At 67.1% G+C, this 11,583-nt stretch carries 9 protein-coding genes; 6 read left to right on the top strand and 3 right to left on the bottom strand.

Annotation, left to right across the window (positions count from 1 at the left end; all coding sequences use genetic code 11):
• Nucleotides 1-27 precede the first annotated feature (27 nt).
• A complete protein-coding gene (locus CRT60_RS29100; RefSeq protein WP_098739943.1) occupies nt 28-243 on the bottom strand; it encodes a hypothetical protein in 216 nt (71 codons plus the stop codon).
• Between the two features lie 188 nt (nt 244-431).
• Here CRT60_RS29100 and CRT60_RS29095 point away from each other — a divergent pair, with 188 nt between their 5' ends.
• The 3 genes from CRT60_RS29095 to CRT60_RS29085 all read left to right on the top strand — a co-directional run bounded on the left by CRT60_RS29095 (nt 432) and on the right by CRT60_RS29085 (nt 4,757).
• A complete protein-coding gene (locus tag CRT60_RS29095; RefSeq protein WP_098739942.1) occupies nt 432-3,077 on the top strand; it encodes a glycosyltransferase in 2,646 nt (881 codons plus the stop codon).
• A 202-nt stretch (nt 3,078-3,279) separates the two neighbouring features.
• Entirely contained in the window at nt 3,280-4,371 is a 1,092-nt protein-coding gene (locus tag CRT60_RS29090; RefSeq protein ID WP_098739941.1) for a phosphotransferase family protein, read from the top strand.
• Nucleotides 4,371-4,757 carry a DUF6285 domain-containing protein gene (locus CRT60_RS29085; protein WP_098739940.1) on the top strand — a complete coding sequence of 129 codons (387 nt, stop codon included), beginning with the start codon at nt 4,371-4,373 and terminating at the stop codon, nt 4,755-4,757. Before CRT60_RS29090 ends, CRT60_RS29085 begins: the two co-directional genes overlap by 1 nt.
• A 44-nt stretch (nt 4,758-4,801) precedes the next feature.
• Here CRT60_RS29085 and CRT60_RS29080 read toward each other — a convergent pair whose 3' ends face one another.
• Nucleotides 4,802-5,818, bottom strand: coding sequence for a sensor domain-containing diguanylate cyclase (locus tag CRT60_RS29080; protein ID WP_098739939.1), 1,017 nt, complete (start codon nt 5,816-5,818; stop codon nt 4,802-4,804).
• Nucleotides 5,819-6,203: 385 nt separating this feature from the next.
• Between CRT60_RS29080 and uvrB the strand changes: the two genes are divergently transcribed.
• The 3 genes from uvrB (at nt 6,204) to CRT60_RS29065 (ending at nt 10,235) form a co-directional block, all read left to right on the top strand.
• Nucleotides 6,204-8,345: an excinuclease ABC subunit UvrB gene (gene uvrB, locus CRT60_RS29075; RefSeq protein ID WP_098739938.1), complete on the top strand. Its 2,142-nt coding sequence runs from the start codon at nt 6,204-6,206 to the stop codon at nt 8,343-8,345.
• A 95-nt stretch (nt 8,346-8,440) separates the two neighbouring features.
• Nucleotides 8,441-9,340, top strand: a complete 900-nt coding sequence (locus tag CRT60_RS29070) for a lytic transglycosylase domain-containing protein (RefSeq protein ID WP_098739937.1) — start codon at nt 8,441-8,443, stop codon at nt 9,338-9,340.
• A 37-nt stretch (nt 9,341-9,377) separates the two neighbouring features.
• Nucleotides 9,378-10,235 (top strand): alpha/beta fold hydrolase, encoded by an 858-nt coding sequence (locus tag CRT60_RS29065; protein WP_161958168.1) that lies wholly within the window; start codon nt 9,378-9,380, stop codon nt 10,233-10,235.
• A gap of 20 nt (nt 10,236-10,255) precedes the next feature.
• Here the strand turns inward: CRT60_RS29065 and CRT60_RS29060 are convergent, their stop codons facing one another.
• Nucleotides 10,256-11,374, bottom strand: a complete 1,119-nt coding sequence (locus CRT60_RS29060; RefSeq protein ID WP_244592828.1) for an alpha/beta fold hydrolase — start codon at nt 11,372-11,374, stop codon at nt 10,256-10,258.
• Nucleotides 11,375-11,583: the final 209 nt, after the last annotated feature.

The raw sequence follows: 11,583 nt of genomic DNA, 5'->3' as shown, positions 1-11,583 counted from the left end.
CTGGGAGGGGGAGCGTCTTCCTGTCGCTTACCTGTCGGTCTTGTCGACGAACTTGTCGGCCTTTTTCTGATCCTCGGCGGCCTCGCGGGCCATTTCCTCGCCGATCTTCGGATCGATGCTCTTGGCTTCCTCGATCAGGTCGCGCGCCTTGCGGGGATCGCCGCCGGCGGCCTTGTCCAGCGCCTGCTCGGCCAGATCGTGGGCCTTCTTGTGTTCGGGGCTGTCTTCGTGGCGGGTGGCCATGGGGCGTTCTCCTGTGGCTTGAGCATTTGTAAACCTGTCGTTGTCCAACAGGAGCCGACGGCCGGGGTTCCGCTCTCCGCACTGCACAAAAATTTTTTGGAAGCGGCGGAATAGGGAAGTGGGTTTGCCCGTTTGTGCGGATGTCCGGTGGCGAACGGCCACCCAGCAACAGGGCACGCGAACTCCCCATGAGCAACCCGAAGAACTCGATCCGGCGCGCAGCCATCGCCGCCGCACTGCTGGCCGTGACCGCCGGCCACGCGTCCTTCTGGTCCTGGCGCAATGCGCCGACGCCTGTGGAGGCGGAGCCGGGCCGTATCGAATCCGTATCCTACTCGCCGTCGGGCCGCAGCTACGACCCGAACCACCAGCCGGTGGTGCCGCGCAAGGACATCGAGAAGGACATGACCGCCATCGCCGGCTTCGCCGACGGCGTCCGCACCTACTCGACGCTCGGCTCGCAGGGCGAGGTGCCGGAGATCGCGGTGTCCAAGGGGCTGGACGTCACGCTCGGAATCTGGCTGAGCAAGGACAAGTCCCGCAACGAGCGGGAGGTGCTGCACGGCATCGCGCTGGCCAAGGAATTCCGCGGCATCAAGCGCATCGTCGTCGGCAACGAGACGCTGCTGCGCGCCGAGCTGACCGATGCCGAGCTGGCCTCCTACATCAAGCGCGTACGCGCCGCCGTTCCCGCCACCATCAAGGTCGGCACCGCCGACGTGTGGTCGGAGATGGTCAAGGCCGACGCCACGGTGAAGGCGTCCGACTTCATGGGCGTCCACGTCCTGCCCTACTGGGAAGGCGTGCCGGTGTCCGATGCGCTGACCTGGATCCGCGACCGGCTCGACACCGTGCGCAAGGCCCATCCGGGCAAGGCGTTGTTCGTCGGCGAGGTCGGCTGGCCGTCGGGCGGCGAGAACTTCCACGACGCCTACCCGACGCCGGAGGCCCAGGCCGCCGTCGTCCGCGGCTTCGCGGCGGAAGCCAACGCGCTCGGCCTGCATTACAACGTCGTCGAGGCCTTCGACGGCATCTGGAAGTCCACCATCGAAGGCTCGCCCGGCCCGACCTGGGGCGTGCTCGATGCCGACCGCCAGCCGAAATGGTCGATGACCGGCGCCGTCGCCGCCCCCTATGGCGAGCGGGTCGCCGCGGGCGTGGCGCTCGCCGTCGGCCTCGCCCTGTCGGCCTTCGCCGTCTTCCGCCGCCGGACCAATGCCGGCTTCGCGCTCGCCGCCTCGCTCGGTGCCAACATCATCGGCTTCGCCATCGGCTCGGCCGTTGCCGGCGCCTATTCCGAGTATTTGACCTTCGGTGCGGTCACCACCTGGGGCTCGGCCTTCGCGCTCGGCACCCTGATGATGAGCGTCGCCTTCGCCGATCTGGTGGACGTCGCCCGCCGGCTGTTGACCGGCCGCGCCCCGGCCCTGCTGCCGCACGCGGTGCCGAGCATCGAGCACAAGCCGATGGTCTCGATCCACGTCGCCGCCTGCCGCGAGCAGCCGGACGTGCTGAACGCCACGCTGGCTTCGCTGTCGCGGCTCGACTACCCGAACTACGAGGTCGTCGTCCTGATCAACAACACCGAGGAGGAGCATCTGGTCCGCCCGGTGGAGGAGATGTGCCAGGCGCTGGGGCCGAAGTTCAAGTTCCACTGGTACAAGAAGATCTCCGGCTTCAAGGCCGGCGCCCTGAACGCCGCGCTGCGCCACACCGATCCGGCCGCCGAGATCGTCGCCGTGCTGGATGCCGACTACACCGTATCGCCCGACTGGCTGTCGAAGCTGGCCCCGACCTTCGCCGATCCGTCGGTCGGCATCGTCCAGGCTCCGCAGGAGCACCGCGACGGCCACGAGACGATGCTGAAGTCAGCGATGACCGCCGAGTACCGTCCCTTCTTCGACGTCGGCATGCAGGAGGGCGTGTCGTCCCAGGCCTTCATCTGCCATGGCACGATGATCATGCTGCGCCGCTCGGCGATGGATCGGGTCGGCGGCTGGTCGGAAGCCGGCATCTGCGAGGACACCGAGCTGGGCCTGCGCATCCTGTCGGCCGGTTACCGCGCCGCCTACACCGACGAGCGGCTCGGCGCCGGTCTGGCCCCGGACAACTTCATGCAGTTCCGCAAGCAGCGTGACCGCTGGGTGTTCGGCTCGACCCAGATCGTCCGCGCCCACTGGAAGAAGTTCCTGCCGGGTGCGGCCGAGCTGAGCGCGCGGCAGAAGCTGGGCTACGTCACCAACTGGATCCGCTGGTGGTCCGACGCGGTCGGCCTGTTCGCCGCCGCCGCCGCCGTGGTCTGGACCTTCGCCTCGCTGGTACTGCCGCTGCACCTGCCGCCGGTGGCAGCCACCGCCGCCGTGCTGGGTGCCCTGGTCCTGCGTGCCGGCTCCAGCCTGCTGGCCTCGCGCTATGCCTCGGGCAACAGCTGGAAGGAAAGCCTGGGCGCCTGCGCCGTCGGCATGGCGCTGTCCACCACCGTCGCCCTGGCCGTCGTCCGCGGTCTGGTCCGCAGCCAAGATGCCTTCCGGGTGACCGCCAAGGGCGGCAAGCGCACCGCCGGCCGCTTCTGCGCCAAGCCGGAGGCCTGGCTTTCCGCCGCGCTGGTCGCCTCGTCCGCCACCGCCGCGCTGGTCAACCCGCTGGGCACCCTGTCGCTGGAACTGTGGTCGGTCCTGCTCGCCGCGATGGCGGTGCCGAACCTGATGGCCGTCGCCTTCGGCATCGGTGACATGCTTCCGGTCCGCGAAGCCAGGCCGGCCCCGGTTCCGGCCGCCCAGCAGGGCAATACGGCCGGCCAGGAGCAGGGCAAGAACCACCCGGTCGCCGCGTAAGGCCTTTTCTCCTTCCCTCACGCAAAAACGGCCCCTTCCCCGCCTGACCGGTGGGGGAGGGGCCGACTTTTTTGGGGGTGTAGTCGTTTTTCCTACCAAGGTGAAACTTGTCTGCAACAGCGCTTCGTGCCTACCATCGGCGGCTCAAACCGATAAAGACGCGCGAACCAACGCGCCCAGCAACCTTCGGAGGGAGATCGTCATGCACGTCGTGAAAGCGTCCGACCAGTCCCCGCCTTCGCTGCTGTCCGGTGCCAACCGGGTTCGACTGGAACACTGGCTGGCCGCACAGGCCGGCGCATCCCGCGTCACGGTGACGGAGGATGGACGGCTCGGCGGCGGAGCGATCTCCCTGAATCTGGCGGTGACTCTGGATATCGTCGGCGGACCGCTGGCCGGGTGCCATGCATGCGTCCTGCGGGCCGAGGGCGGCGGGCGTATTTCGGCCAGCATCGGCAAGCTGCGGGAATTCGTGATCCTGCGCGCCGCCTTCGCGGCCGGGGTGATGGCGCCGGAACCGCTGTTCGGCTGCGACGATCCGGCCGTGCTGGGGCATGACTTCTACATCATGCGGCGGGCCGAGGGGCTTGGTGCCGGCCATGCGGTGACGCGGTCCGATGCGGCGCAGCCGGAGCTGGCGCGCGAGCTTGGACGGCAGCTTGGCCTGCTGCACCGGATCACGCCGGATGCCGAGGGGCTGGAGCGGCTGGGCGAGGCGCCCGACTGCCCGGCGCAGGGGACGCTGGCGCAGTACCGCCGCTGGTTCGGCGATCTGGGGCGGCGCGATCCGGTGATCGCCTGGGGGCTGCGCTGGCTGGAGGTCAACGCGCCGCAGCCGGGTGCGGTGGTGCTGTGCCACCGCGACTTCCGCACCGGCAATTATCTGGTCAAGGACGGCGCGCTGACCGCGATCCTGGATTGGGAGTTCGCCGGATTCAGCGACCCGATGGAGGATCTGGGCTGGTTCTGCGCCCGCTCCTGGCGGTTCCGCCGGCCCGACCGCGAGGCGGGCGGCATCGCCGACCGGGCGGACTTCTATGCCGGCTATGAGGAAACCTCCGGCCGCCGCGTCGATCCGGCGCGCGTCGCCTATTGGGAAACGGCGGCCTATCTGCGCTGGGCGGCGATCGCGGTGGAGCAGGGGCTGCGCCACAGCTCCGGGGCCGAGCGCTCGCTGGAACTGGCGCTGACCGGACGGATGCTGCCGGAAATCGAGATGGACATGCTGCGCCATCTGCGCGCCGTCAGCGCCCTCGGCGGCATGGCGGCGGGTGCCGTGGAGAGGGTGGCCTGATGCGCGCCAATCCCGACGCCCGCGGCCTGCTGGAGATCGCCGCCTCCACCTTCCGTGCCGACGTGCTTCCCCATGTGGCACCGGAAGCGCGTTTCGCCGCGCTGATGGTCGCCAATGCGCTGGAGATTGCCGAGCGCGAGTTGAAGGGACTGGACGCCGCCGGCCATTCGATGCTGGGGGCGCTCGCCCTGCTGTATGGCGAGGATGCCGACGACGCGCTGTCGGGCGACGACCTGCGCAAGCGGGTGGAAGCCTTGCAGCACCGCCTGTGCATCGAGATCGCCGCCGGAGATTTCGACAATGAAGGGCAGGACGTGCTGATGGACTCGCTGGAGGCCATCGTCGAAGCGCGACTGGGAATTTCCAATCCGAAGGCACTGGGGTAGGGGGCCGCCGCCCCCGTCCCCGCCCCGCTGTCAGGCTCGAGTTGTCAGGCTCGAAGCGCCTTCCGTCTGCGCTTCACCTCGTACATCGCGGCGTCCGCGTTCCTCAGCGCGGTCTCAACCGTGACGGTTCGCGGATCGGACGCGATGGGGCCGAAGCTTGCGCCCGAATAGTGCAGCGTCGTGCCGCGCAACGCGTAGTCGCCGACCAGCAGCGGTGCAAGGCGGCTGCACAGAACCTCTGCCGCTGCCTGGCCTTTGTCGTCGCCGGAGGGACCGAGGCCGGTGACGATGAATTCGTCGCCGCCGAAGCGGGCGAGGATGTCTCCGGCCCGCAGGCCGCCCGACAGGCGCTTTCCCACCTCGATCAGGAACCCGTCGCCGATCTCATGGCCGTGACGGTCGTTGATCGCCTTGAAGCCATCCAGATCGATGAACGCGATCAGGACCGTCTGTCCGGTCCGTTCGGCATCCGAGAACAGCCTCTCCATCTCCTTCAGCAGGAAGCGGCGGTTCGGCAGTCCGGTCAGCACGTCGGTGAAGGAATGCGCTTCCAGCGCGGTGTTGACGGTTTGAAGGTTTTCGAGAAGCTGCTCCCGCTCCACATGCAGGCCGATCAGCGAGGAGAAGAGGCGGAGAACCTGTTCGCCCTTCGGGGTCAGCGGCTTGCGTTCCGACCCGGCGGCGCACAGGGTGCCGAAAATCCTGCCGTCGTTCAGCCGAACCGGAGTGCTGACGTAGGTCTGAATGCCGAGAGACTTGGCGGCGTCACAATCGCCCCACAGCGTCGGCACATCGTCGGTATGAAACCGCCCTTCGTCGAGTGCACGCTTGCACAGGGTTCCTTCCCAGGGAACGACAAGCCCTTCCGGGATCTGCATCGTCTTGCTGTTGTAGGCGAACATGACGCGTTGGACGCCGAGTTCCTGGTCGATGCAGGTCAGATAGGTGGCCTCCAGCTCCGTTACCGCTTCAAGAAGGCTCAGCAGCGGGCGGGTCAAATCCTCGACCGATCTGGCGGAAGACAGAGTGTCGGAAATCTCAGAAAAGAATTTGTCTGACATGGAGGGTCCGTCGACTGCACGACAACAGTAGGTCTATGAAACGTTGTGGCCGCACTTAAGGAAGGACCACTCGCTGTTGCCCCGTCCCGGATACGCTTGGTGAGCCGCCTCAACTTCATACTCTAAACAGGATAATGCCATAACCTAATGCAGCGTTCAAGTTGGGGCACCTGTCCCTCCCGTGTCATCAACTTCCAAGCCATTTGTGTGAGGCGCTGAAGTCCCGGTGAATGCACTGAGGGCAAGCGCTTCGGGAAATCGGATGATGGGCGGGGTATGAACCGGATTGCAATTCCCGCCAAGCCCGCGCTCGACAGGCAGGGGGATTGCAGCCATATAATCGGTTCCTGTTCCGTACCCGTCCCCTGATCCGGATCGCCGCCCCATGGCAAGCCCTGTCCTGTCCGCCATTCCCGCCAAGCCTCTCGCGAAGCTGGAAGCTGGAAAGCAATTCGTCATCGTGTCGGACTACACGCCTGCGGGCGACCAGCCGAACGCCATCGAGGAATTGACCGGCGGACTGCGGCAGGGCGAGAAGGATCAGGTGCTGCTGGGCGTCACCGGGTCGGGCAAGACCTTCACCATCGCGCACGTCATCCAGACCGTGCAGCGCCCGACGCTGATCCTGGCGCCCAACAAGACGCTGGCGGCGCAGCTGTATGGCGAGATGAAGTCGTTCTTCCCCAACAATGCGGTGGAATACTTCGTCTCCTACTACGACTATTACCAGCCGGAAGCCTACGTCCCGCGCACCGACACCTACATCGAGAAGGAATCGTCGATCAACGAGCAGATCGACCGCATGCGCCACTCGGCGACGCGGGCTCTGCTGGAGCGCGACGACGTCATCATCGTGGCGTCGGTGTCCTGCATCTACGGTATCGGTTCGGTCGAGACCTATTCCGAGATGACCGTCGATCTGCGCAAGGGCGAGGTGATCGCCCAGCCGGAGCTGCTGCGCAAGCTGACCGAGCTTCAATACAAGCGCAACGACGCCGCCTTCGGCCGCGGCCTGTTCCGCGTCCGCGGCGACACGGTGGAGCTGTTCCCGGCCCACATGGAAGACCGGGCGTGGCGCATCTCGCTGTTCGGCGACGAGATCGAGGCCATCCACGAAATCGACCCGCTGACCGGCGAGAAGCTGGCGGCGTTGGAGGCGGTACGCGTCTATCCGAACAGCCACTATGTGACGCCGAAGCCGACGCTCAATCAGGCGATCAGCCAGATCAAGCGGGACCTGAAGGACCGACTGGAGGAGTTCGCCGCCGAAGGCAAGCTGCTGGAGGCTCAGCGGCTGGAGCAGCGCACCACCTTCGACATCGAGATGATGGCGGCGACCGGATCCTGCGCCGGCATCGAGAATTATTCCCGCTATCTGACCGGCCGCGCCCCTGGCGATCCGCCGCCGACGCTGTTCGAATATCTGCCGGGCGACGCGCTGCTGATCGTCGACGAGAGCCACGTCATGGTGCCGCAGATCGGCGGCATGTACCGCGGCGACTTTATGCGCAAATCGACGCTGACCGACTACGGTTTCCGCCTGCCCAGCGCCAAGGACAACCGGCCGCTGAAGTTCGAGGAATGGGAGGGCATGCGGCCGCAGACGGTTTTCGTCTCCGCCACGCCCGGTCCCTGGGAAATGGAGCGTACCGGCGGCGTCTTCACCGAACAGCTGGTCCGCCCGACCGGCCTGATCGATCCGCCGGTGATCATCCGCCCGACCGAGACCCAGGTCGACGATTTGATCGGCGAGTGCAAGGAGGTGGTCGCCAAGGGCTATCGCGTTCTGGTCACCACCCTGACCAAGAAGATGGCGGAGGCGCTGACCGAATACATGCACGAGGCGGGATTGCGCGTGCGTTACATCCACTCCGACGTGGAGACGCTGGAGCGCATCGAGATCATCCGCGACCTGCGGCTGGGTGCCTATGACGTGCTGGTCGGCATCAACCTGCTGCGCGAGGGGTTGGACATTCCGGAATGCGCGCTGGTGGCGATCCTCGATGCCGACAAGGAAGGCTATCTGCGGTCCAGGACCTCGCTGATCCAGACCATCGGCCGTGCCGCCCGTAACATCGACGGACGGGCGATCCTCTACGCCGACAAGATCACCGACAGCATGAAGTACGCCATCGACGAAACGGCACGCCGCCGTGAAAAGCAGATGGCCTACAACCTCGAACATGGTATCACGCCGGAATCGGTGAAGAAGGCCATCGGCGACATTCTGGAAAGCGTGTATGAGCGCGGCGACCATGTGACGGTCAAGACCGGCCTGAGCTCCAACGAGCTGGTCGGGCATAATCTGAAGAACGTCATCGCCGATCTGGAAAAGCGCATGCGGGCCGCTGCCGCCGACCTGGAGTTCGAAGAAGCCGCCCGGCTGCGCGACGAGCTGCGCCGGCTGGAGGCGATGGATCTGGGGCTGGAAACCCCCGGCAGCATCGGCATCAGCAGCGCCCGCCAGGGACGCGGCATTCCGGAAGGGGCGCCGAAGAAGCAGGGCAGGCGCCGCCGCGGGCCGTGATCCACCTCCTGTTGGCCCACCCTTGTCCTGAACAGGTTGCAACACCATACTTCCGCTTCCCGTAGGGTGGCGCGGGATCGTAGGAGGGTCGTGGCTTGTTCGTTCGTCGTGTCGTGATGGTGCCGCTGATTGCGCTGGCGCTGTGTGGCGTCGGTATCGGGTCGGTGTCCATCGCCGCGGCGGCGGATGCGAAATCCGCAGCGAAGCCGAACGCGGTGGCCGAACTGCTGCCGCCGTCTCCCAAAGCCAGATCGGGCGATTGCGAACTGGCGGAGCAGGGTGATGCCGATGCGGCGTTCCGGCTGGCCCGCCGCTATCTGTTCGGCAAGGGGGTGCACAAGGACCGCCGGCTCGGCACCGCCTGGCTGCGCGCCGCCGCCTCGCGCGGGCATCCGGAGGCGCGACGGCTGGTCAACTATGTGCCCGGCCGCATGGGGCGCATCCGTCCCTGGTGCCGTCCCGGCGCCGGTCCGGTGCGGGAGATGGGGCCGCCCCCGGCGGAGGTGGTGGCGCTGGTCAACAGCATCGCGCCGAAATACGGCATCGACCCGGCGCTGGTGCTGGCGGTGATCCAGGCGGAAAGCGCCTTCCGCACCGATGCGGTGTCGCCCAAGGATGCCGCCGGGCTGATGCAGCTGATCCCCGATACGGCCGACCGCTTCGGTGTCGGCGACGTCTTCGACCCCAAGCAGAACATCACCGGCGGAGTGAAATACCTGCGCTGGCTGCTGGCCTATTTCCAGGGCGACGTGACGCTGGCGCTGGCCGGCTACAATGCCGGGGAAGGGGCGGTCGACCGTTACAAGGGCGTTCCGCCCTATGACGAGACGCGCAACTACGTCCGCATCATCCGCCGCATCTACGACACCACCCGCCATCCCTTCGACGGGTCGGTGGCGGAGCCGTCTTCGGCCATGCCGGCCATCCGTGCTGCGGCGGAACGCGCGGTCGAGGCGGAGTTGCCACGCGGCGCCAAATCGCCGAAAAAGGGATAGTCCCGTCAATCCTGAGCAGGAGTGCCCGCCCGTGCCGATGTCCGAACGCAACGTCCTCGGCCTCAGCGCCGCCGGGTTCCACAGGATGGCCTACACCCAGTGGGGGCGGGACGATGCCGCGCGCACCGCGGTCTGCGTCCATGGGCTGACGCGCAACGGCCGCGATTTCGACCGGCTGGCGCTGGCCCTGGCGGATGGCTGGCGGGTGGCCTGTCCCGACGTGGTCGGGCGCGGCCGCAGCGACTGGCTGCCGGTGCCGGCGCTCTACGGCTATCCGCAATATTGCTCCGACATGGTGGCGCTGATCGCCCGCATGGGTGTGGAAACGGTCGATTGGATCGGCACCTCGATGGGCGGGCTGATCGGCATGACCCTGGCGGCGCAGGCCAACAGCCCGATCCGCCGCATGGTGATCAACGATGTCGGCCCTTTCATCGCCCAGGCCGGGTTGCAGCGGATCGCCGACTATGTCGGCAAGGATCCGGTGTTCGAGGATCTGCCGGCGCTGGAATCCTACCTGCGCTTCGTGCTGATGGGCTTCGGCACGATCGGCGACGCGTGCTGGCGCCATATGGCCCAGCACAGTGCCCGGCGGCTGCCCGACGGGCGTTTCCGCTTGGCCTACGATCCGGCCATCGGCGATGCGTTCAAGACGGCCCCCATCGGCGATGTCGATCTGTGGGCGCTGTGGGACCGCGTGCGCTGCCCGGTGCTGGTCCTGCGCGGCGCGGACTCCGATCTGCTTAGCGCCGAAACGGCGGAGCGGATGGCGGAGCGTGGGCCGGGGGCTGCCGGTCTGGTGCGGGTGGTGGAGATTGCAAACACCGGCCACGCCCCCTCCCTGATGACGGACGAGCAGATCGCCATCGTCCGCAATTTCCTGGCGGAGGGCTGAGCACCCTCCGGAGCAGCCAGTCAGTTCACCCGGCGCAGCACCGTGTCGAGCCGGCCATGGCCGTCCTTGTCGAGCCAGCTGGCGGCGACACGGCCATCCGGGCGCAGGCGGTAGCGCAGGATGTTGCGCCCCTTTTCATCGAAGACCAGCTCGCCATTCTCGATCCGGCCCTTGCGGCGCACCCGCTCGGCGGGCTGGTCCGATTCCATGCCGGCGCCCAGCACATAGTCGGCATAGACGGCGTCGCCCTCGGCCTTCTCCACCGACAGGGCGACCTCGCGGCCATTGATGTAGCTGCCGTACCACATGCCCATGTAGGGGCGCAGCGTGGTTGTCGCGTCGTTGCCCCTGGCCGAACCCGATGCATTCGCGGGCAGGGCGGCCTGCAGCATCTCGGCACTCGGGCTTCGGCCCCAGGTCTCGTCGCAGGGCGGGTCGTTGGGCGTCGGCGGCTCTTCCGCGAAGCGGACGATGCAGGCGCCGAAGCGGCGGACGAACAGCCCGGTGTTGGCGGCGCCATGGCCGGTCAGCAGCGACGGCTGGTCGACGATCAGGCTGCTCAACCCGCGCTGGGTCAGGATGTTGCGGGCCGGCTCGGCGCGCCCGCCCGGATCGAAATCGTCGCCGTGGAAGAAGAACATCATCACCCGCGCCCGCCGGACCTCGCGCAGGATCGGCCAGAGCTGGGCGGCGTTCTCGCGATAGCTGTCGAACGCCTCGGTGAAGTTGCCGAAGGCGGCTGGGGCGGTGGCGATGATGGCGTCGATGGCGTTGGTCTGGCCGGCGGCGATCAGCGAGATGAAGGCGCCGAAGGACTGGCCGGTCAGGGCGACCCGCCGATAGCCCTTGGCCTTCAGTGCCTCCGAATAGCCGGCGAGCGCGCGGGAGCTGTTGGGCAGGGTGTCGCTGACCCGCATGCGGTCCAGCCGGTAGACGTCCCAGCCGGCGTCGCGCATCGCCTTCATGTAGAGCGGGGTGGGGGCTTCCGAATCTTCGGAGTCCACCGAGCGGCCGTGGCTCCAGACCACCGCGCCGCGGGCCTTGGCCGGACCAGCCAGCGAGGCCTCGCCGTAGGCGGATTTCAGAACGATCTGGGCGGTTGCCGGGCGGGCGACCGTCAAGCCCCCGGCGACAGCCAATCCGATCGTCGAGACCAGTGCGAGAACAACCCCCCGAATCGTCCGCCTCATGCCCAGCGACCCCCCTGAACTGCATAGTCGCTTCAGGATTGCCGCCGTTCGTTAACGCGACCTTTCCATGGTTTTCACTGTCACGGGCAGCTGTTTTTTGTCACAGGTGAGTTTCGCAAATAAGAATGACTCGCAATTAGAGAGGGGAAGCGGTAGGG

Origin of the sequence: Azospirillum palustre, assembly GCF_002573965.1 — a bacterium.
Lineage (GTDB): Bacteria > Pseudomonadota > Alphaproteobacteria > Azospirillales > Azospirillaceae > Azospirillum > Azospirillum palustre.
Note: the sequence above shows the minus strand (reverse complement) of the source record. Positions and strands in the feature narration are given on the sequence as shown.

Excerpts from the sequence above, each read along its gene's own strand:
- CRT60_RS29100 (WP_098739943.1), bottom strand. The coding sequence starts at position 243 with ATGGCCACCCGCCACGAAGACAGCCCCGAACACAAGAAGGCCCACGAT.
- CRT60_RS29095 (WP_098739942.1), top strand. The coding sequence starts at position 432 with ATGAGCAACCCGAAGAACTCGATCCGGCGCGCAGCCATCGCCGCCGCA.
- CRT60_RS29090 (WP_098739941.1), top strand. The coding sequence starts at position 3,280 with ATGCACGTCGTGAAAGCGTCCGACCAGTCCCCGCCTTCGCTGCTGTCC.
- CRT60_RS29085 (WP_098739940.1), top strand. The coding sequence starts at position 4,371 with ATGCGCGCCAATCCCGACGCCCGCGGCCTGCTGGAGATCGCCGCCTCC.
- CRT60_RS29080 (WP_098739939.1), bottom strand. The coding sequence starts at position 5,818 with ATGTCAGACAAATTCTTTTCTGAGATTTCCGACACTCTGTCTTCCGCC.
- uvrB (WP_098739938.1), top strand. The coding sequence starts at position 6,204 with ATGGCAAGCCCTGTCCTGTCCGCCATTCCCGCCAAGCCTCTCGCGAAG.
- CRT60_RS29065 (WP_161958168.1), top strand. The coding sequence starts at position 9,378 with ATGTCCGAACGCAACGTCCTCGGCCTCAGCGCCGCCGGGTTCCACAGG.